At 43.4% G+C, this 20,630-nt stretch carries 18 protein-coding genes and 1 other RNA gene; 9 read left to right on the forward strand and 10 right to left on the reverse strand.

Features of this window, described 5'->3' with window-relative positions; translation table 11 throughout:
• The first annotated feature begins 8 nt into the window (after positions 1 to 8).
• The gene (locus ESB13_RS09360; protein WP_129002719.1) at positions 9 to 2,288 is read left to right on the forward strand and encodes a cation:proton antiporter; all 2,280 of its coding nucleotides are present in this window, start codon (positions 9 to 11) and stop codon (positions 2,286 to 2,288) included.
• Between the two features lie 34 nt (positions 2,289 to 2,322).
• Here the strand turns inward: ESB13_RS09360 and ESB13_RS09365 are convergent, their stop codons facing one another.
• Positions 2,323 to 3,183: a hypothetical protein gene (locus tag ESB13_RS09365; protein WP_129002720.1), complete on the reverse strand. Its 861-nt coding sequence runs from the start codon at positions 3,181 to 3,183 to the stop codon at positions 2,323 to 2,325.
• Between the two features lie 225 nt (positions 3,184 to 3,408).
• On the opposite strand from ESB13_RS09365, the gene ESB13_RS09370 reads away from it, so the two are divergent.
• The 7 genes from ESB13_RS09370 (at position 3,409) to ESB13_RS09400 (ending at position 10,857) form a co-directional block, all read left to right on the forward strand.
• Positions 3,409 to 4,203, forward strand: a complete 795-nt coding sequence (locus tag ESB13_RS09370; protein WP_129002721.1) for a HipA family kinase — start codon at positions 3,409 to 3,411, stop codon at positions 4,201 to 4,203.
• Positions 4,181 to 4,564 carry a DUF3037 domain-containing protein gene (locus tag ESB13_RS09375; RefSeq protein WP_129002722.1) on the forward strand — a complete coding sequence of 128 codons (384 nt, stop codon included), beginning with the start codon at positions 4,181 to 4,183 and terminating at the stop codon, positions 4,562 to 4,564. Before ESB13_RS09370 ends, ESB13_RS09375 begins: the two co-directional genes overlap by 23 nt.
• A 150-nt stretch (positions 4,565 to 4,714) precedes the next feature.
• Positions 4,715 to 5,809, forward strand: a complete 1,095-nt coding sequence (locus tag ESB13_RS09380; RefSeq protein WP_129002723.1) for a serine hydrolase domain-containing protein — start codon at positions 4,715 to 4,717, stop codon at positions 5,807 to 5,809.
• A gap of 147 nt (positions 5,810 to 5,956) precedes the next feature.
• Positions 5,957 to 6,361 (forward strand): MauE/DoxX family redox-associated membrane protein, encoded by a 405-nt coding sequence (locus tag ESB13_RS09385; RefSeq protein WP_129002724.1) that lies wholly within the window; start codon positions 5,957 to 5,959, stop codon positions 6,359 to 6,361.
• Between the two features lie 142 nt (positions 6,362 to 6,503).
• A complete protein-coding gene (locus ESB13_RS09390; RefSeq protein WP_129002725.1) occupies positions 6,504 to 7,661 on the forward strand; it encodes an aldo/keto reductase in 1,158 nt (385 codons plus the stop codon).
• 216 nt (positions 7,662 to 7,877) lie between these two features.
• Entirely contained in the window at positions 7,878 to 10,019 is a 2,142-nt protein-coding gene (locus ESB13_RS09395; RefSeq protein WP_129002726.1) for a ribonucleoside triphosphate reductase, read from the forward strand.
• A gap of 124 nt (positions 10,020 to 10,143) precedes the next feature.
• Positions 10,144 to 10,857, forward strand: a complete 714-nt coding sequence (locus ESB13_RS09400; RefSeq protein ID WP_129002727.1) for an anaerobic ribonucleoside-triphosphate reductase activating protein — start codon at positions 10,144 to 10,146, stop codon at positions 10,855 to 10,857.
• Positions 10,858 to 11,109: 252 nt separating this feature from the next.
• Here the strand turns inward: ESB13_RS09400 and ESB13_RS09405 are convergent, their stop codons facing one another.
• Positions 11,110 to 11,772: a hypothetical protein gene (locus ESB13_RS09405; protein ID WP_129002728.1), complete on the reverse strand. Its 663-nt coding sequence runs from the start codon at positions 11,770 to 11,772 to the stop codon at positions 11,110 to 11,112.
• A gap of 263 nt (positions 11,773 to 12,035) precedes the next feature.
• Between ESB13_RS09405 and ssrA the strand changes: the two genes are divergently transcribed.
• Positions 12,036 to 12,412: a transfer-messenger RNA gene (gene ssrA, locus ESB13_RS09410) on the forward strand.
• On the opposite strand, the gene ESB13_RS23765 is transcribed toward ssrA, so the two are convergent.
• The 8 genes from ESB13_RS23765 to traJ form a co-directional block, all read right to left on the reverse strand.
• Positions 12,373 to 13,926 (reverse strand): recombinase family protein, encoded by a 1,554-nt coding sequence (locus tag ESB13_RS23765; protein WP_164974155.1) that lies wholly within the window; start codon positions 13,924 to 13,926, stop codon positions 12,373 to 12,375. The two genes, ssrA and ESB13_RS23765, sit on opposite strands and share 40 nt — an antisense overlap.
• On the reverse strand, positions 13,892 to 14,068 hold the full coding sequence (locus tag ESB13_RS23770; protein WP_164974156.1) for a hypothetical protein: 177 nt from the start codon (positions 14,066 to 14,068) through the stop codon (positions 13,892 to 13,894). The genes ESB13_RS23765 and ESB13_RS23770 overlap by 35 nt, the downstream gene beginning before the upstream one ends.
• Positions 14,069 to 14,772: 704 nt before the next feature.
• A complete protein-coding gene (locus tag ESB13_RS09425) occupies positions 14,773 to 15,654 on the reverse strand; it encodes a hypothetical protein (RefSeq protein WP_129002730.1) in 882 nt (293 codons plus the stop codon).
• Between the two features lie 7 nt (positions 15,655 to 15,661).
• Positions 15,662 to 15,925, reverse strand: coding sequence for a hypothetical protein (locus ESB13_RS09430; protein WP_129002731.1), 264 nt, complete (start codon positions 15,923 to 15,925; stop codon positions 15,662 to 15,664).
• A gap of 28 nt (positions 15,926 to 15,953) precedes the next feature.
• The gene (gene traN, locus ESB13_RS09435; RefSeq protein WP_129002732.1) at positions 15,954 to 16,805 is read right to left on the reverse strand and encodes a conjugative transposon protein TraN; all 852 of its coding nucleotides are present in this window, start codon (positions 16,803 to 16,805) and stop codon (positions 15,954 to 15,956) included.
• A gap of 28 nt (positions 16,806 to 16,833) precedes the next feature.
• Entirely contained in the window at positions 16,834 to 18,174 is a 1,341-nt protein-coding gene (gene traM, locus ESB13_RS09440) for a conjugative transposon protein TraM (RefSeq protein WP_129002733.1), read from the reverse strand.
• Positions 18,175 to 18,658: 484 nt separating this feature from the next.
• Positions 18,659 to 19,276 carry a conjugative transposon protein TraK gene (traK, locus tag ESB13_RS09445; protein WP_129002734.1) on the reverse strand — a complete coding sequence of 206 codons (618 nt, stop codon included), beginning with the start codon at positions 19,274 to 19,276 and terminating at the stop codon, positions 18,659 to 18,661.
• Between the two features lie 19 nt (positions 19,277 to 19,295).
• Entirely contained in the window at positions 19,296 to 20,618 is a 1,323-nt protein-coding gene (traJ, locus tag ESB13_RS09450) for a conjugative transposon protein TraJ (RefSeq protein ID WP_129002735.1), read from the reverse strand.
• Between the last annotated feature and the right edge of the window lie 12 nt (positions 20,619 to 20,630).

Consider the following 20,630-nt stretch of genomic DNA (forward strand, 5'->3'; position numbering starts at 1 on the left):
TAACTGTGATGAAAAAATACAGGAACCTACTTTTCTATGTACTGACACTCGTTATTTTTTCCGGGCTTATCTACTACATCATCAAACAAGGCACACTGATACAGGAGCCGGACAAGGTTAAACAGTTCACTCCTGGTATCGAGGCATCTACATGGCAGCAGTTCAAGGATACTTATATCCACAATCTTACGCATCCGCTGGCTATCCTGTTATTACAGATCATCACTATCATCATAGTAGCCCGCGCCTTTGGTTATCTATGCAAAATGATACGCCAGCCTACGGTGATCGGCGAAATTGCTGCGGGTATTTTCCTGGGGCCATCCTTTGTACAGCACTACCTGCCGGAAGTATCTGCAGTGTTATTTCCTGCACAGTCATTAGGCAACCTCCAGTTCCTGAGCCAGATAGGTTTGATCTTATTCATGTTCGTTGTGGGCATGGAGCTGGATCTGAATGTATTGAAGAATAAAGCAAAAGATGCCGTTGTTGTAAGCCATGCAAGCATCATCTTCCCCTTTACATTAGGGATAGCATTGGCTTATTTCCTCTACCGCGATTTTGCACCACAGAATATTAAATTCATTTCGTTTGCCTTGTTTACCGGTATTGCCATGAGCATTACCGCCTTCCCGGTGCTGGCACGTATTGTACAGGAACGGGGATTAACACAAACCAAATTGGGATCTATTGTCATTACCTGTGCGGCTGCCGATGACATTACAGCCTGGTGCATTCTTGCCGCCGTTATTGCCATTGTAAAAGCAGGATCGGTATTGAGCGCCCTGTACACGATATTAATGGCCATATTGTACGTGATACTCATGCTGAAACTGGTACAGCCTTTTCTTAAAAGAATGGGCGACAAGTATTCCGAAAAAGAAACTATGATACGGCCGGTGGTAGCGGTGTTTTTCATCACCTTGTTACTATCTGCCTATACTACTGAAGTAATAGGTATCCATGCTTTGTTCGGAGCATTTATGGCAGGTGTTATCATGCCGGCGAATATCAATTTCCGCCGCATTTTCATAGATAAGGTTGAAGATGTTGCGCTGGTGTTGCTATTGCCTTTATTCTTTGTATTTACTGGTCTGCGCACCCAGATAGGCCTGCTAAGCGGCACCCATATGTGGACAGCCTGCCTGGCCATTATAGCGGTAGCCGTGACCGGTAAATTTGCGGGCAGCGCACTCGCAGCACGTTTTGTAGGACAAAGCTGGAAAGAAAGTTTATCCATCGGCGCCCTGATGAACACCCGTGGGCTGATGGAACTTATTGTCCTGAATATAGGCTACGACCTGGGTGTACTGACACCGGAAGTTTTTGCGATGATGGTGATCATGGCACTGGCTACAACCTTTATGACAGGCCCTTTACTGGATACGATCAATCGTTTCTTCAAAGACCCCAAACCGCCAACAGAAGCAGCATTGGCAGAGAACGATGCAGCGCAATACAATATACTTGTTTCATTCAGTAATCCCCAAAAAGGCGCTTCGCTGTTAAAGCTGGCGAACACCTTCACTTCCAAAACGCCCGACACTTCCATATCGGCGCTCCACCTGACACCGGCCAATGAACTCAACCAGTTTAAACAAGCCGCCTATGAGCAGGAAAGTTTTCTGCCTATACGCCAGGAAGCGGAAAAACTGAATATCAGCCTGAAAACATTATTCAAACCATCGGATTATATCGACGATGAAATAGCCAATACCGCCAATGCAGGCAATTACGATCTGCTGCTGGTAGGCGTAGGCAATTCCGTTTTTGAAGGCACTTTATTGGGAAAGATACTTGGATTCACCAACAAGATCATCACTCCCGAACGCTTGTATGATACTTTAACCGGGAAAGAAAAACTGTTCGACCACTCCGCTTTCGATGAGCGCCTGAAGCAGATCATAAGAACCACCAGGATACCGGTAGCTGTTTTTGTAGATAAAGAACCCGAAGAAATAAAACAGGTTTTTGTGCCTATCTTTTCCATTAGCGACAGCTTCCTGCTCATTTATGCGCAGAAACTGGTTTATAACAGTGAAGCCAATGTGATTATACTAGACGCTACCGGAGTGATAAAACAAAACCCGGAATTCAAAGCTACTATTGCCGCTATCGAGCAGCATCATCCAGGCAGCATCAGCCTTCACCGGGATAATAAGATTGAAAAAGAATTCCTGGATCGCCAGGACCTGATGCTGATTAGTTTAGATAGCTGGAAACAGGCGCTTGAAACACAAAGCATCTGGCTTTCCAACACCCCGTCGGTACTCATCATCAAACCATAAGGGGCGTTTTGTATTCAAAAAGTTGTGTCGTGTACTATACTGCAGTTTCCTCGCGTATAATCCAGAGGCGTCCTTTAATGATATCCTGTTCAACCACCGGCATACAGGTTACCGCCAGGGTTATATTCAAGGGGCTTCCCAACGACCAGATCCAGTTTTCGACTTTGGAAGAAGAGGAGGACAGGCGTTGCGACATTTCGATCCTCAACTGCTCCTTATTGATCGCTTGTTCCCGCAGCTTTTCCAATGCCTCCGGTAAAATACCCGGTTCCTGGAAGCCAAATTCCTTCAGTTGCAGCAAGGCAGTTGCCCTCCTGTTGGCCCAACCCGAAGCAGTACTGTCATCATCTATGTAAACGAGCGAATAAGGCAGAGTACGTAAAACAGCCAGCATATGACCCGCCCTTTGCTGTAGCTCCTGGTCGGCTTTAGACTGTGCCAGTATTTCCTGCATCCGTTTCTGGATGAGTAACGCCGCATCGTCAAAGAAATCATTAAATGATTGGGGCTCCATCCAGCCGAGAATCACGATATGATAAGTGTCGCGTTTTTTTACCGGTATGATGACAGCCGTAGATAAAGCCTGGAGAATATCGGAAAACAGGTTATGTTTTTCAGGTATCGTTTTCCAGCAGATCACCTTGTACTGGTGTTCACGAAGCAATTCCAGAACAGCTTTAGAATCAAGGACCATACCGTTCATAAACGAAGGATTGGCATCCTTCACCCTTGAAACAGCGTCATCTTCTATCACTACCCGCAAACTCAGGTAGGCGCCGGATATCTTGCGTAAGATACCAATGGAATAAGGCAGAAAACCTGCTATATCATTATCATGTTCCCAGGTGCCGGTTTGGTTAGCAAACCGGATAGCAACTTGTTCCCAATTGACCACGGAATTAATTTGTAAGATTTTTCAATAAGGGGATTAGCAATCAGCTGAATAGTGGTGCTATAGCTTATGCTCTTGCAAATCAAATCTTTTTAAAACTATTATAGCTTTAAATTTCCTTAAAACGTATAGTATCCGCCGCCGGAATGTCCGATAAGGGTATAACATTAACGGTTTATAAGCTTGACGCCTGCCATCTGTCATCTATTCCCTATTTTCGCCCTCACAATGAGCTACTCACCAGAAATAAGGACCGTTAACGTTACCCGTTATGTAACGCCCCTCCGGGAAGGCGGCTCCCTGCCCGCCATTGCCGAAGCCGACGACGGCTTCCTGTATGTGCTGAAGTTTCGTGGCGCCGGCCAGGGCGTAAAAGCCCTGATAGCAGAGCTGATAGGGGGCGAAATAGCCCGTGTGGCAGGTCTGAAAATGCCTGAGATCGTATTCGCTGTTATAGACGCCTCCTTTGGCCGGACAGAGCCCGACGAGGAGATACAGGACCTGCTGAAAGCCAGCACCGGCCTCAACCTGGCCGTCCACTACCTTTCCGGGGCAATCACCTTCGACCCGGCCGTTACCCGGATCGATCCCCTGCTGGCATCCAAAATAGTATGGCTCGACTGCCTGCTCACCAACGTAGACCGTACGCCACGCAATACCAACATGCTTATGTGGCACAAGGAACTATGGCTGATCGATCATGGCGCGTCTCTCTACTTCCATCATACCTGGAACAACTGGCAGGAGCAATCGCAACGCCCTTTTGTACAGGTAAAAGATCACGTGTTATTACCCCAGGCCAGTGAAATGGAAGCGGCAGACGCCATATTCCGCGCAGCATTGACAGAAGCACCTATCAGGACCATCGTAAATCTCATTCCCGACGAATGGCTGATCCGGGATAATCCTGATGAAGCAGCAGCAGATCGCCGTGAAGTATATTTCCGCTTTCTCGTAAACCGTATTCAACAATCACCCCAATTCGTAAAAGCTGCACAGGATGCCAGAGAACATCTTATTTGAGTATGCCGTTATTCGTGTAGTACCCAGGGTAGAACGCGAGGAATTCATGAATGTGGGAGTGATCGTCTTCTGCAAGCGACCTGCTTTTCTCCGGATGCGCTACCAGGTAAATGAATCGCGCTTACTGGCACTGGATCCGGCACTCGATATCGCTGAATTACGCAGCTATTTACAGGCTTTTGAAGCGGTGGCCCTGGGCCAGTGTTCCACCAGCGTCATCAGTAAACTCGACGCAGCCTCCCGCTTTCGCTGGCTTACCGCCACCCGCAGCACCATCCTGCAAACGTCGAGAGTACACCCGGGTCTGTGCCAGCTTCCGGAAGTAACGCTGAACCAACTTTTCGAGGAATTGGTAGGATAAAAACGTCTTCCCCGGCAGTTAAAATGTCAACGCTTTGTACAGCAGGTTAAACAGCTACTTTTACAGTCTCAGCCGTTTTTCAGGGAACAGATCCGGCGCAGATACGCAGTTTTGTACCGAAAAATCGTTTATTCCTTTAATCATTTTTGTATGAAGACTATCACCGTTTTGCTGATCTGCATTCTCTCAGTGTTGTTACACACACCGGCATCTGCCCAAAGCTCTTTCACCAAAGTAGATCAGTGGTTAGAAGCCAATACTCCGGCAATGGGAGGCCGAGCCATACTAATGATTTATAAAGACGGTAAAATCGTTTACAGTCATGCCGAGAACGAAATGAGCCGCAAGCAGCAGATGGTGAACAAATTCATAGCACGTCGCAGCGGAAAACAAGCCAATACAGACGACTTCACCACTACCAGCAGGCAAATGATCGCCAGCTGCAGTAAATGGCTAAGCGCCGCCCTTATCATGACTTTTGTTGACGAAGGCAAACTGCAGCTTACGGATACCGTTGGTAAATTTCTGCCCATACTCACACAAAACGGCAAAGGCAACATTACCATCAGCCAATGCCTTTCCCATACCACCGGCATCAAACCTGTTTCCCTGAAAGATGATCTTGCCGCCATGAAAAAAATGAATGGCATGGATGAAGCCATAGCTGCCATCTCAGTCCTCCCTATGGAAGGAGAACCCGGAAAGGTCTTTCATTACAGCAATGCTGGTTTACAAATCGCAGGAGCCGTTATTGAAAAGATCAGCGGCAAAAGTTTCGAAACCTTATTTGCAGAACGTATTGCCCGTCCCCTGGGCATGAAGAATACCGATTTCGGCAAAGGCAAGCTGGCATTACCCGCCGGCGGCGCCAGCAGTACCCCGGAAGACTATATTCATTTCCTGGTTATGATACTTAATAAAGGCGTTTATGAAGGCAAACGCATTCTAAGCGAAAAAGCCATTACCGAAATGCAGATCAACCGCATCGGCAAAGATGTAAAACTGGCTTACAGCCCCACAGAAGCCGGCAATTTTGGCTATGGTTACGGAGAATGGGTCATGGAAACTTCTACTGCAACACAGCTAACCAAAGCCGTTACCAGTCCCGGCCTGTTCGGCAGTTTTCCCTGGGTAGACAACGAGAAAAAATACTGTGCCTTTCTGATGTGCTTCTACATTAAAAATGACGGGCGCCATGAACGTTATAAAGAGCTGAAACAATTGGTGGACGAGGCCATCAAATAAATAAATTTTCCGAAACATGCCTTGTGCGGTTGCCGTTGCAGGCCGCACAAGGCAATAGCATATCCGCTATTTACCAATTAATGTCTCTTATTTACCACTTCCACGCCACTAACTGCCGGTAATTTTAACCTTGAAAAGCCACTCATTATGAAAATCTCCCGGTTCGCCTATTTTGTACTTCGTTTGCCAATAGCTTTATCGCTGCTGGGCCATGGCCTGGTGCGCTTACCCAAGCTGTCCGGTTTCAGCAACTGGATGACAACGCTTATGGCGAAATCGATCCTACCATCGGCATTGATCGTTCCATTCAGCTACGCTGTTCCATTTATAGAATTCATCACAGGCTTGCTATTACTTATTGGCCTGTTCACCCGCCAGGTTTTATATGTTGGCATTGCGCTCATGGCCGTTTTCATATTTGGCAATACCACTATCGAAAACTGGGAGCCGATCACCTCGCAACTGGTACATGCGGGCTATATGGCAGCACTGTTGCTGCTGCTCCCCTATTGTAGTTCATGGGAAGACATAGCTGCCAGAAAATCTTTGTAATAATAAACATAGACCCGGCAAAATGGTTATTACTACTGTTTCCTGGTTTGCCCGGTAACAATTGACCGGATAAAAACATTGGAATCATCAGATCAGTTAGCCATTTACGGGAAAAGAATAAAATAACCATAAAGTAATTACTATGAAAACAAGAAGAGATTTCCTGGCCCAGGCAGCAAGCGCCTCCGTTGCTATTGCAGCAACGCCATTCGCCGCCTTTTCAGGTAGCGGCGACAAAGCCGCCTCACCGTTATCCGGCGATAGCCCGACGATACCAGGTCATGCAACACAGTTATCTGGAAAACTGCATAACGAATTTCATTTCCCGCAAAACTTCGGCATCGGCGGCGTAGGACTGGGAAATGGTTTTCATGCCAACAGCAATGAACAAATTAACGCTACCCTGCAGGCCGCATGGGATGCAGGTGTACGTTACTACGACACCTCTCCTTTCTACGGATATGGGTTAAGCGAACGCAGGCTTGGCCATTTCCTGTTTGAAAAGAACAGGGCCGACTACCTGTTATCCACCAAAATAGGGCGTGTATTTGAAGCAGATCCTGCTTTTAAAATCAACCCTTCCAACTTGTGGAAAGGCCAACTCAATTTCAAATACCGTTACGACTATACCGCCTCCGGTGTCCGCCGTTCCATAGAAGACTCCCTGCAACGCCTGGGATTATCTTCCATAGACATGGTACTGGTACACGATCTTTCTCCCGACACACCGGATCAGGGTGCCAAATGGCTCGACCATTTTGCCGTAGCCGCCAAAGGAGCCTTCCCTGAACTAACTAAAATGAGGGAGGAAGGCATTATCAAGTCGTGGGGCATGGGCGTCAATACCCCGGAACCTATTTTAAAGGCCCTGGAAGTAGCTGATCCCGACATTATGCTCGTTGCTATTCAATACAGTTTACTGGTTCATAAAAACGCCTTAAACGTGGTATTCCCGGCCATGCAGCAAAAGAAAGTAAAGGCTATTATAGGCGGCCCGTTAAATGCCGGTTTTCTCGCCAACAGGGATCGTTTCAATTACGGCGGAACGATACCGCCCGAGATGGTTCAGAAAAGAGAAGCCATCAATACAATTATAAAAAAATACAACATAGACCTGAGAACGGCAGCCTTGCAATTCTGTGCAGCACACCCCGTTGTAGGTGCAGTGATTCCCGGCGCCAGCACGGCAGAACAAGCGAAAACCAATGCAGAAGCAATGACAAAAAAGATACCTTCCCAGTTATGGGAAGATCTGAAAAAAGCAAAGCTGATAGAGGCTAACGCTCCTGTTCCCGCATAAACAAATATTTTTTTTATTAACAAAAAACACATTATAAACGGCTGTCTTTACAGACAGCTGTTTTCGTTTTTACAACCTATGACATTTATCATGTTTACCCTTTTAATTTTCCCCCATCCCTGTTTATAAGTTCCAACAATAAAAACATAAAGACGCAGTAAGTTTGCCGCCACGTTACACAGGAACACCGTCAAAATAATTAATTCAATATATCTTATGGAACAAGAAATGGGATTGCTTCTGCATACCGTCATCAAGCGCAATGGCGACTGCGTACCTTTCGAAGCAGACAAGATTAAAAGGGCCATTTACAAGGCATTGGAAGCAACAGGAAATGCAGATAAAGCAAAAGCGGCAGATTATTGTTTACAGGTTGTGGAAAAGCTAATGGCATCCTCTTTTTCGGCTGCCCCTGCAGTAGAAGATATCCAGGATGAAGTAGAACAGGTATTGATGGAAAACAAAGAATATGCAACTGCAAAAGCATATATCGTTTACCGTTATCAGCACCAGGATATCCGTACGGTAAAAGAAGCTTTCTCCAATGTAAACCTGGTAGACAACTATCTGAACATGAATGATTGGCGCGTGAAAGAAAGTGCCAACTCCGGTTATTCGCTGCAAGGTTTGAACCAGCACATTTCAACAATCGTTAGTTCGCAGTACTGGCTGAATAAAATTTATCCCAAAGAAATAGCTGCCGCGCATCAGCAGGGGCAGTTTCATATACATGATATTGGTTTTCTTAGTGTTTATTGTGTGGGCTGGGATCTTGAAGACCTGTTAATGAATGGCTTCAAAGGCGTAGAAGGAAAAACACAAAGCAAACCACCTAAACACCTGCACAGCGCATTAGGCCAGGTTGTGAATTTCCTGTACACCATGCAGGGTGAAGCGGCAGGCGCGCAGGCTTTCTCCAGTTTCGACACCTACCTGGCTCCTTTCATCCGTTACGACAATCTTAGCTATACCGAGGTAAAACAATGTATGCAGGAATTCCTGTTCAACATGAACGTACCCACACGTGTTGGTTTCCAAACCCCGTTCACCAATATCACCATGGACCTGGAAGCGCCTTCCTTTATGAAAGACCAGGCTGTTATCATCGGTGGTGAATTACAGGAAGCCACCTACGGCGAATTCCAGCATGAGATGAATATCTTCAACCAGGTATTTGCAGAAGTAATGCTTGAAGGCGATGCTAAAGGCAGCGTATTTTCCTTCCCCATCCCCACCTACAATATCACCAAAGAATTCAACTGGGATGATCCTGCACACGAAAAGATCTGGGAGATGACCGCCCGTTACGGCATTCCTTATTTCTCCAACTTCGTGAACTCCGATATGAAGCCCGACGATGTGCGCAGCATGTGCTGTCGCCTCAGGCTCGACAAACGTGAATTAAGCAAACGCGGCGGCGGCCTCTTCGGTTCCAACCCACTTACCGGTTCTATAGGTGTTGTTACCATCAACCTCCCTCAATTAGGTTATAAGTTCAACAAAGAAGAAGATTTCTTCGACGAACTGCTGCACCTGATGGTAATGGCTAAAAACAGTCTTGAAATCAAACGTAAACTCGTAGAACGCTTCACTGAACAAGGGCTGTATCCTTATTCCAAGTTCTACCTGCGTAATCTTTACCAGAGAGATGGAAAATATTGGGACAACCACTTCTCCACCATCGGACTGGTAGGTATGAATGAATGTTGCCTCAACTTCCTGGGCTGTGGCATTACCGATGAAAAAGGACATGCCTTTGCGATCAAGGTGATGGATTTCATGCGCAGCGTACTGGAACATTTCCAGGAAGAAACCGGCCATATTTACAACCTGGAAGCCACTCCTGCTGAAGGCACTTCGTACCGTTTGGCACGCATTGATAAAAAGCAATTCCCTGCGATCATCGTATCGAATGAAAAAGCTTTCCGTAAAGGAGCTGAGCCTTATTATACCAACTCGACACAATTACCTGTACAGTATACACAGGATATTTTTGAAGCGCTGGATCTGCAGGACGGATTACAGGTAAAATATACAGGTGGAACCGTATTTCATATGTTCATGGGCGAAAGGCAACTGCCAACCAGCTCTGTGAAACAACTGATCAAAAAGATCACGCATAATTTCCACCTGCCGTATATCACCCTATCTCCTACATTCAGTATTTGTCCTGACCATGGTTATATTGCCGGTGAGCACCATAAGTGTCCTACCTGCGCGACCATGGGTAAGGAACAGGATTGTACCGTCTTTACCCGTATCGTTGGTTACCTGCGCCCGGTAGATCAATGGAATGCCGGTAAACAGGAAGAATTCAAGGACAGGTTATTATACAAACCCGAACCCGTTCTGAGTTAAGTAAACGAAGAAACTGGCTTATACCCCCAATAGAATAGGCTCTAAACAGCCGGCCGATTTTACCGGCCGGCTGTCACAAAAAGTTGCATTACCTGGATACACACCCCTCTAACACGATTGCCATATGATTAAGACGCAGAAAGCCCGGATACCGATCGGCGGCTTCTTAAAACAGAGTTTACTGGATTATCCAGGTTTTTTGTCCTGTATCGTTTACACCCAGGGTTGCAACATGCGATGCCGGTATTGTCATAATCCGAACCTGGTTTACCCGGCACTGATAAAGCAATCCGAAAAGCTGAACACTGTTGAAATCATCGAATGGATTAGCAAAAACAGCCGTCTGCTCGATGCGGTGGTGATCACAGGTGGAGAACCTACGCTGCATCGCTCCCTACCCGCCTTTATCAGGCAGTTTAAGGAGATGGGATTAAAAGTGAAGCTGGACACCAATGGAAGTAACCCCGAGATGCTTGAAAAACTGATAGAAGGGGCCTATGTAGATCATATAGCCATGGACGTAAAAGCGCCACTGGAGACGTCCAACTATCATGGTATTATGGCCAGCAGGTTCAACAGCAGCCTGTTGCCGAAAATAATGCAGTCGGTAAGGCTCTTAAACCGCCAGCAGGTGTCGCACGAATACCGGGTAACGCTGGACAATTCGCTGAGTTTAGTACAACTGGAGCAGATACTGGCTCAAACCCGTGGTAATCTTTACCTGCAGCCTGTGCGGGATATCAACACCCAGGTGGAACTGCCTCATCCCGGGATTACGGCAGCCGATCTGCAATGGTTATGCGGCAGGTTTCCAGGCAGGGAGGTGAGTGTGCGGTAACACTAGCTGCTTCTTTTATACCAGGAAGCTCACCACTCAATGGGTTACAGTCGGGAACAGGGCTGTTCAGCCTGTGATTAAGCGCGGCGGATAGTGATGATGAGGGCTTTGTTCGCTTAGTGTAGCTCTTGTGTATCTCTGAGGTTCGTATTTAAAGCGTAGTTTTTCGTAGATGGGCGGGAAGGTATTTTATGAGGCTGCGGAGGAGTACGTGAAAACCCCAATAATGTTTCCCTGGCGTTTTCGCGTGTTTTAGAGGCCGTTTTGGGAGAATGACACAACGATTTTAACGGGTAGGGACACGAGGAGGCTGGCCAATTGAGGGAGATGGCAGAATGAAATGGGAGCATATGTTTCTGTTCTTTGTAGACAGCCGGTAATAGCAGTTGGGCTGCCACGGGGTGGCATTAGTATGGGCCATTGCCTGAAAGCAGCTCTGTTGACAGTTATGGAAGGGAACTGTGACGCTGCCAGTTGATGCAGCACCGACTTTGTAAATACCGGTTTGGTATTCAATGAAAGTGTTGCAGCGAAAGGAGACCGAACGGGTTTCCTGTTTGGGTCTGCGGCCTCCAGTTTACGGAGATAGCGATTAATGGTGAAATGCAGGACCTTGTTCACTTGTTGCATATCATATCCTTTGCAAAGCATATGCTGGGCTACGCCCACCAGTTGTTTGTAGTGGGGATAGCTGCGGTGTTTTTGCGGAATGGTTTGATAGAAAGTGCTGGCGATCCTGGCTGCCAGCGCCAAACGGGCGGCGCTTTTGCGGCTACCTGCGAAGAGGGGGTCGGAGCGCCAGCGTTCGGCGGTGAGGTTGCTTTTCATACGTACACAGCCAACGCCGCATCTCTTGTAAAAAGAGAGGAGCTCTATGGTTTTTTCCCAGATGATGGGACCTGTTTGTTTGGCCATGTTTTTCTGTTTTACGGGCCAATTGTACTATTTTCTGTAAAACAAAATTTAAGTGCTGCATGGTGGAAATGAAATATTTCCGGACCCAATAATAAAAACGACAAAGAGTAGGCAGATAAGTCTATAACGCCCAATACGTTAGCTCTCCGGACTTCAGCAACCGGGGGGCTAATTTTTTATCCGGATCAACTATTTTCGTATATTTGCAGGCTCTGGAAAAGTAGGCCAGGGAATAGATCTTTGATTTTTACTACTATCACAATGGGGCTGTACTTGGTTTTGACAGCATGGGTTGCGGTAGGTGTAAGCATGCAGTGCGTTGGATAATTAGCACTTAAATCTGAATATTCAAAACACAAATGGCAATACTTCGTATGCCATGGCTGCCTAATCAGTGATTAGATAGTCATTAGGGCCGCGTTGAGCAGGTTGTTCTGTTACCAAGCTCCGCCGCCGACTCAAAACCAAATACAGAATGCTGTAATGGAAGGCTGTGCCCATTGCAAAAGACTATACAGCTAAGCGTAGGGTTGGTTTGTTCATTTCCTGCTTTACGCCGACAATTAATAATGAAATAAGCATGTAGAAAGCTTATGGCAATTATGTTTGGACAGGGGTTCGACTCCCCTCAGCTCCACCTGGGGGGACTTCACAGTCCCCCTTTTCATTTTTATCCATTTCCAAGACACCTTCCTCCTTCATTTTCAGTATGTTATGGCTTAGGGATTTCAATATTGTAGGGGTTCGATAGATACCATTTTTATAGTAAAGATTGCTATCGAACCCCTTATTTATAAGCCCTTGTTTTTGTATTGTAGAAGCACTTTCGTAAACGAAACCCAAATCGGTAAGACGGTCTAAATTTAAATTCAATAGCTCGTACAACTGATCTTCATCTTGATTGAGCCGTGCTATTTGGCTTTTGGCACTAATCTTAATTTTGTTGAGATCATTGTACCATCTTTCATATGTATCATGAGTAATTTTATTGCTTATCCACTTTTCTTCTACAGATGCTAGTTTTGCTTCTGCATCATGTAGCTCCTTTGACCTTATCCTTAAGTTGGTACTCTTGGCTGCAAGACGCATTTCTACCATTTTTTCACTTTCAATCCTAATACCCTGAAGGTGGCTTTTGGGTATGCTCATTAGTTCAAAAACCCTCACAATCTGCTGGTGAGATTTTTTTGCGCTGATATTATTATGTTTAGGTTGATTGCATTTATAGTAATAAAAGTAGCCTCCGTGCCTTCCCCTCGAAGGCGCACCGGTCAGGAACCTGCCACAATGACACTTCAAAACCCCACGCAGCGGTATTTCATCCGAGAGAGAGATTTTGGGCTTATCTTTTTTGTTCAATTTTTGTTGAACCAGGTGCCATGTACTATAATCAATTATACAATCATGCTCTTTAATAGGGAACAATCCACCAGGAAGTTCTTTGTAAGGTTTTACATTTTGATAACCTGCATAAACAGGATTACTCAATATCCTTTGAATAGCACTGTTTCCAACGTGTTTAAAACCTATTGCCCTTACTTCTTTTAAAATATGATTCAATGGGGCATCGGCTAAGAAAGCCTTATAAATATATTCCACAATATGAGCTTCAGAGGCATTTCTAACAAGTCTCCTGGTTTCTCCTGCACCTTCTTTTTCGTATCCAAAGGGTGACCATGAATGGATATACTTACCTTTAATTGCCTTACCAGTATAAATACCCGAATTTATATCGTTCTGTCTCTTGATATTTTCTGAGTTTCCTAACAGAAACTCAAGCCCCATCATGAAAAACGAATTATGATCTAGACAATCATAGATAGAGCCTCTACCAGCACTCACAATCCTAACACCATATTGAGATTGGATTTGCTTAACCATATTTATTGCGTCTCCGGCTTCCCTGCTGAATCTTGTCAATTCCGAAACAACCAAATAATCAATACCATGATAGTTCTTTTTGATAAAATCAAATAGCTTTTTTATATCTGGTCGGTCAAAGTTTCTGGCAGTATGGCCCTCATCAATAAATGAATCAGAAATTTGAACGTTATTGTAATTCATCCACTGTCCAGTTATCGCATCCTGCCTCTCAATACTATGTTGGCTTTGACCATCACTACTGAATCTCAGGTAACGTATTCCCTTTTTCATAAGCCTGTTTAAAAGTTAAATCAACAATAATTTCTGCTATTAAATTTACAAATTCTTGTTCTTTTTTTGTCTCTTGCTGAATTATAATTTCAGTAGCTTTTTGAGTAAGCGTTTTTGAATCAATTGGCTTCACATTTTCCATACAACACACATTTCACTACCAACAAATAGTGAAAAAGCCCGATTAACGGGCTTTTTCGTGGATTATCCCCACCTGCTGCTTATCGCTGGCCGGTTGCGCTCCCGCAGAGCCGACTTCCTTTTCGGACAGCAAGACGTTAATTAAGATGTAAGTCACTATTGTATAATATTTCAGATTCAAATAGCATCAGTAATTCCATTAAACTATTAGCTTGCAGCAATAACTTATTATTGTAAGCTGTCTGGAACTTGTCAACGTCCTCCGGCTTTACCTTCATTATTATGTACTGGCTATTCTCTATCATTAAATAATACCTCATAACTCAATTTTTTTCGTTCTAAAATCATTCATTAGAAGATCTGTATTTGACCTCATTGAACTTTAAAGAATGTTCTTCAATCAGATTTTTGATGTAAACCTGGCTGCCTAAAACTGGATGGTAAGAAGGTATATACTTTATATAGCCGAAGGCATGAAGCTCCCTCATACATTTATGATATGATGTTTGTTGCACTTTTGCCTTTTGCATTACCTCCCGCCGTGTTATATAAATGGGATTTTTGAATGAATTAAGATTCCAGTATTGGAATAATGCCATATAAACAGATATGTGAATACTGGATAATCTTTCATCCCTAATCGCTACTGTGTAGAATCCCGTTAGTTGAGTAACATACATAGCTTTCTTCTTTATCGTTTTATAATTATCTGGATAAGTCTACATCACGGTTATTAGGCTTACCTGATGTAACGGATTGTTCATTTTCCTGACCAGCATAAAGCTGTCGTTCCGGTTTATTTTCATGCAACTGATAACTGGAATTTTCTTTATCAACCGTCATGTATCTGGGAACATTCATCTTAACCGTATCATCCAATGAAGTCGGATTTTCAATATGATATTCATGTGTTTTTGTTTCACGGTTGTATTCTGGGAACGCCCACTTTAAAGCAACCCCAGTACCGGATTCCGGAAAGCCACTAGGATCAAGCTTAGGTTTCAGATCATCGAATTTCCCAACAATTAGATGGTTGGCCCTTTCTGAAGGATGTTTTGTTAAATCAGAATCCAGTTGCTCATGAAAGGATTTAACCGCGTCTTCATAATTTGTGTGTTTAGAGTTAACATAATTTGAATACCCACTTTCCCATTCCATGCCACGATGAATATTGCCTACTACCATATATTCATGCACTTTATCAGGTATTGCTACCTCTTCCTGTATATGAACTTTTGCCGGTTCGCCATACATAAGTGTGTCAATAGCATTCCTACTTTCTTCGGTTGAAAAACGCTCTATTATGGGTGCCTGTTCGACAATTTTCTGAACTTCAAATCTTTCCTCAGCTCTATCAACTGCACCCTGCATTTCCCGTATTGTAGAATAAGAAAATCGGTCAACATCAGTTGAATTTTCGTAGCAATACTCCTGCACATCATATGATGACTTGAAGGAAGCCAGGTCTGACTTCAAGATAAAAGGCAATTCTTCGGGATAAGCAACGAACAAGCTACCTGCCTTTTGTTCCTCAGTCAAATAATCTCTTATACCTTTTAAATCAGCATTTGAAAATTCCAAATTCATAACTATTTTATTTGTGATGCCTGAATATTTTTTTCATTGCAACCTCTACAGCTCCTTGCATTTTGTCAATAGTGCAAAAAGTATATCGTTCTTTGCCAATTGAATTTTCAAAGCAGTATTGCTTTACATCATATACAGAAGAAAAACAGGTCAAATCATCTTTTGATAATCTTGGAATGGTTTCATCAAATGCGACCCAATGTTTGCCTGCCTTCCTCTGTTCGTTCAGCAATACTTCAATCAAAATAGCATCCTCATTTACAAAATTCATAACCTCTATTTTGATTCTGAATTATCTACTAGGGCAAAAGCCTGGCTTTCAAAACAACTTTATGTTTAATGTCAAGAAACAGCATTCGCCCTCCTTTCTCTTCGCCTATCTGTATTACAAGATGTTGATCGTCAGGAACGCTAAATTGGGGTAACCCTATTGATATGATTTTAGACTGATGACCGGATAAGCCCAGGCTGCTATCGAGGTATAACGGCTTCAGTTCTGTTTCCTGCTGAGTTGTTCTTTTGGCCTGCTTATTATCTTTCAGAAAAAAACGAATCAACTTAGGTTGGAATGATAACAATGTATTATTCTTTTCTTCAAGAGTGAACCACAAAAGCCCGTTACTAACATAGATGCTTTTTAGAGTAAGACTTATCCCGTTGTTTGAAACTTTCTTACGTATAAAATTTTTGGCTTGCTTACTCTTTGATGCCTCTAATTGTAAAGTCCACTCATCTACAGGTGAACCGTCCAGTTTAATTCGTTTTTCGGTTACTGCGGCAGCTTCGGAGCTGAAAGAATAACTTCGCAGAAAAGGGCTTTCAGTATAAATAACTTTGAAGTAATATAATTTTCCATCGCTTGTTATGACGCTTAGATTAGTTTCTTCCATTTCCTTTGTCGCAGCCTTAATTTGAAGAACGTTATCGGCTCCCTTTGCCTTTTGCGCCAATAGGCTTCCACTACCTCTGTCAACACTTTTAATGCCGAAGGGAAACACCAAATTGGTTGTTTTATTGAATGTGACCCATATGGGTAATTCTGATATTTCGTGATAAACAGGTTGATTGTCGAAAGACTGTGCAAAAGACGTAGCACTTAAAATTGAGAATATCAACACTAAAATGGAAAGGATGACAGTTTTCTGTTTCATGACTTCTATTGTTTATTATTAGTAATATTTACTTGCTGTTACCATCTCTTAACAGGACTGAATACCCTGCTTTCACAGTAACTTTCACCAGTTTAACTTTCTTGCTTAGCAGATTTTTTGCAGCTTCGATGCCAGCACCAGCAGCCTGCGCACCTATTGAGGGATCTAAAGAGGATAAACCGAGGCTTTGTATAGTTCTATCTGTAGACTGCTTCATAACATCCCTTGTAATAGTTCCCGGCATGTACATCCCTTCCATTCCATCCATATCATACACGGATAAGGCAACTGGAAAAATGGTATTGTTATAGCCAATAGTTTTAATATTAACGAGCAGTCTTTCACCATTGAGTGAAACTATACCATACACAAAGTGACCTGCGGGAATATGTACCCCATTAATGAATACATCATTTGTTAATCTTAATTTTAGCGTAGCGCCAGAAACGATAGTTTGAGTTTCATGGACTACAGCTTCAATTGCATTCAAGACCGCGTTATCTGCTCTTTCACCATCTTCCAATGAGTAGAACCGGCTTCTCTGTATAGCGGTTCTAACAGTATAAATAATACTATCGGTATTATGGATAGTGTCATTATTATTACCTACAAAACGCGGTGCTAAGAGAGTTACATTGTTCTCTTGCTGTGTTTGCACAGGGAAGACCTGGCCTTTATGGTTGGCTGAATTTTCTCTCAGCTTTTCTTCGATTCGTTCGGGATGCTGAATATCTAAGATGCGTTCAAGCATACCATTGAGTTGGGTTATTTCCGGATCGTCCTCTTTTTCACTTTTCATAGCTAACATCATACTTTCCAAACGGTCTACCTCTGGTTTGCTGATTGCAGAAGGAGAGGTCAGACTAATGCTTTCCTGCTGTTTAGAACCGTTAATTTGACTACTCGTTGTGCTGTTAGCTAATTCTTTGTTTAATTGTTCAATCTTTCTGTACACCTTAGTAGCATTTTCATCTGCTACAGATTTATTTTTCGGAGCAGGATCGTTAGAGAAACGACTTCCATTTTCTTTTTCATGGCCCATTATCAACCCACTATCCAGGATATTAGACTGTTTTTTAAAATAGGGATCGCTCTTTAATTGATCTTTCCACCTGGCAGAATCTTTGTCAGCGGCTGCATAAAAGCTCAATTTATTCCATGCCTTATCTTCTTTCAACTTTGCTTCGGGAAGATCCATATTCAGCCCTTTTTTAGTATCTGACTGCGCAACAGCTGTAGAGGAACTTCCTAATATCCCAACAGACCACAGTAATAATGTCAAAAAGGGATAGATGATAATAGGAATCGCCATTAGAAATTTGTACTGCCTACTTTCTTTCGATTCCTGTTTAATCTCATTTACTTTCATTGATAATTATTTTTTAATTGAGTGAATAGAATAAAGCACTGAATTGAGGCTATCTACCAATCCTGGTCTTGCCTGAACAATACTGTCATATTTAACTTGACCGCTTGCCGAATGCGTGAGGCTATCCAAATAGTTATTGAAGGATAGTATTCTTTGAAAAGTGGGCGAATCTTTATTGCTGTAACGAATACTTGTTAGAGTATCTAAATGCTTAGGAATGACGATAGGTGTTATGTTAATGATCTTATCATTGCCTTTGAAGGAATTTAAAACGACATATAAGACACTTCCGCTATACAATAGGCAAAAGGAACACAGACATATCATTAATGTTTTTTTACCACATCCTTCCGTTTTGAGTTGCAGCATCTTTGCCCACTTCCTATACTGCTTATTTACTAATTCCTCCAATCTTGAAACAATAGTAAATCGCGGCACTTGCTGCCTGGACTTTTTGAATAATCGCATATAAATTAGGTTATGATTAACGGGCTTCTGTTTTAATATCCCTGTTCTGAAGAGTGATCCAACGCTCGATTAGAAAACCGTGGGGGTTATTATCGCTTCTACTTACATTGCGAAGCTGGCCTTCCGTTATTAGGTTACGCAAAACAATACTCGTAGGACGTGTAATCTTCTGTGTCGCAAAACAGCGGAACGAATAAGGATATTGATCCATGTTGATAGAAACACTATCAACTGTCAACTGCTGGCTGACATTCCCGGAAATTATGTTTGTATAATAATTTGCCTCTTTTAGATCTTCATATTGCTTTTTAGCACTACCGTCCGCTAAATAGAGCGCTTTTGTAATGTTTCCTTGTATTACTTTTTCGTCAGGATCAAGGGTGAAGAATAAAGTATGAAATGTCTTAACATGATCTCGTGCTTCAACAGGAATATTGTCTTTTCTTTCTGCGGCGATGGCTTCCAATGCTTTGCCATTCATTAAAACATATATTCTGTTTTGTGCTTTGTTTGCCACTTCATAACCTTTAAAAACCGTCAGTCCGCAGATTATTAAACACATCGCAATAACACAGAGCATAAATAACCGCATTGCTCTAAAGGCGCTATCAATTGATTTGAATTTCGTAAACATGATTTAATTATTTATGACCTTAACTAACTTTGCCGTCCGTTTGATCTCCTTTTAACTTGTCATACATATAGGCCCCTCCATATCCCAATCCATATCCTATTCCTGATGCAGCATTATCATAAATGCTTTTGCCATTATCCCCGGCAATCATGTTGTTTAGCTTTTGCGCTCCATTTTCAGCCATATTGCCGATTGCGTTTGTGCCGCTTACCGCTGCCCCAACCGCAGCACCAGCCACGCCAGCCGCAGCACCGGCAGCTGCGCCAGCTAGTGCAGTAGTCTTTCCTGTTAAAGCATCGCCACCGCCCACATGAATGATCTGTCCTGCAATGGATGGAACAGTGAGGTATCCTACGATACCTATTATCATAAAGATTAAATAGCCTGCATCTGTTCGACTAAAGAAGGTATCACCTGACTGGTTTACCTGGGATATATCTAGCTTTAGCATATTCTCCTGAATCTTCCCGATCACTGCGCCAAATATGTTTGCAACAGGCAACCACAGGAATACGTTTAGATAACGGGCTATCCAATGTTTCAACGTGTGGTGGAAGCCATCGAAAACACTGATCCCAAATGCCAGTGGGCCAAGAATTGCTAGGATTATGAGGTTAAACGTCCGCATTGTATTAATGCAGAGGGAAGCGGCTGCAAAAAGAACCTGTAAGACTTCTGCCATGAATGCCTTGATAGAATTACGGAAATTGTAGCTTGCTTTTGCCATTGCAAACTTTATATCATTACCTATACTGGAGAATAGACCATCGTGAGCGCTTCCTTCTGTATCGTCGGGGTGAGTGTATTTATACCATTTGTCTATATCTCCCTGACCGTTTTCACCGACATACATTTCATAATAATCACTATTCTTTACGGCCTCTTCCTTTTGTTTCAGTAATTCTGTTATAGCCTGATCTGAATTTTGTACTAAAGCTGCTGTGCCGGAGACTGTCGGTTTCATTACACCGTTGATAACTCCAATAACTGCTGTTGGAAATAAAATAACAGCCATACCAATAACGAAGGGCCGGAATAACGGATAGAAGTCAATAGCTTCAGCTCTTGCTAAATGGCCCCAAACCCGTGCAGCTATGAACCATAATGCTGCAAATCCAGCAATGCCCCGTCCAACTGCAATCAACTGACTACATAAAGGCATCATTTCATCATAGAGTGTATCAAGCACACTATGTAGGCTTTTAATATCGCCAGCTAATCCGCCGCCGGTATCTTGTGCCTGAGCTGTAATGTGGCCTACCAAAAAAGAAACTACCAACACGGAGGCACGTAGAAGCCCCTTCCTGCTTTTATGAAAGCAAGACCAAACACACTTTCCCATATTTCTATTTGC

Origin of the sequence: Filimonas effusa (assembly GCF_004118675.1) — a bacterium.
In the GTDB taxonomy this organism is placed as follows: domain Bacteria; phylum Bacteroidota; class Bacteroidia; order Chitinophagales; family Chitinophagaceae; genus Filimonas; species Filimonas effusa.

What these genes read in the sequence shown, in the direction of transcription:
- ESB13_RS09425 (WP_129002730.1), bottom strand. Translation starts at nt 15,654, where the DNA reads ATGAATTTGGAATTTTCAAATGCTGATTTAAAAGGTATAAGAGATTAT.
- ESB13_RS09375 (WP_129002722.1), top strand. Translation starts at nt 4,181, where the DNA reads ATGCCAGAGAACATCTTATTTGAGTATGCCGTTATTCGTGTAGTACCC.
- ESB13_RS23765 (WP_164974155.1), bottom strand. Translation starts at nt 13,926, where the DNA reads ATGAAAAAGGGAATACGTTACCTGAGATTCAGTAGTGATGGTCAAAGC.
- ESB13_RS09400 (WP_129002727.1), top strand. Translation starts at nt 10,144, where the DNA reads ATGATTAAGACGCAGAAAGCCCGGATACCGATCGGCGGCTTCTTAAAA.
- ESB13_RS09385 (WP_129002724.1), top strand. Translation starts at nt 5,957, where the DNA reads ATGAAAATCTCCCGGTTCGCCTATTTTGTACTTCGTTTGCCAATAGCT.
- traN (WP_129002732.1), bottom strand. Translation starts at nt 16,805, where the DNA reads ATGAAACAGAAAACTGTCATCCTTTCCATTTTAGTGTTGATATTCTCA.
- ESB13_RS09430 (WP_129002731.1), bottom strand. Translation starts at nt 15,925, where the DNA reads ATGAATTTTGTAAATGAGGATGCTATTTTGATTGAAGTATTGCTGAAC.
- ESB13_RS09370 (WP_129002721.1), top strand. Translation starts at nt 3,409, where the DNA reads ATGAGCTACTCACCAGAAATAAGGACCGTTAACGTTACCCGTTATGTA.
- ESB13_RS09395 (WP_129002726.1), top strand. Translation starts at nt 7,878, where the DNA reads ATGGAACAAGAAATGGGATTGCTTCTGCATACCGTCATCAAGCGCAAT.
- traK (WP_129002734.1), bottom strand. Translation starts at nt 19,276, where the DNA reads ATGTTTACGAAATTCAAATCAATTGATAGCGCCTTTAGAGCAATGCGG.
- ESB13_RS09405 (WP_129002728.1), bottom strand. Translation starts at nt 11,772, where the DNA reads ATGGCCAAACAAACAGGTCCCATCATCTGGGAAAAAACCATAGAGCTC.
- traJ (WP_129002735.1), bottom strand. Translation starts at nt 20,618, where the DNA reads ATGGGAAAGTGTGTTTGGTCTTGCTTTCATAAAAGCAGGAAGGGGCTT.
- ESB13_RS23770 (WP_164974156.1), bottom strand. Translation starts at nt 14,068, where the DNA reads ATGGAAAATGTGAAGCCAATTGATTCAAAAACGCTTACTCAAAAAGCT.
- traM (WP_129002733.1), bottom strand. Translation starts at nt 18,174, where the DNA reads ATGAAAGTAAATGAGATTAAACAGGAATCGAAAGAAAGTAGGCAGTAC.
- ESB13_RS09380 (WP_129002723.1), top strand. Translation starts at nt 4,715, where the DNA reads ATGAAGACTATCACCGTTTTGCTGATCTGCATTCTCTCAGTGTTGTTA.
- ESB13_RS09390 (WP_129002725.1), top strand. Translation starts at nt 6,504, where the DNA reads ATGAAAACAAGAAGAGATTTCCTGGCCCAGGCAGCAAGCGCCTCCGTT.
- ESB13_RS09360 (WP_129002719.1), top strand. Translation starts at nt 9, where the DNA reads ATGAAAAAATACAGGAACCTACTTTTCTATGTACTGACACTCGTTATT.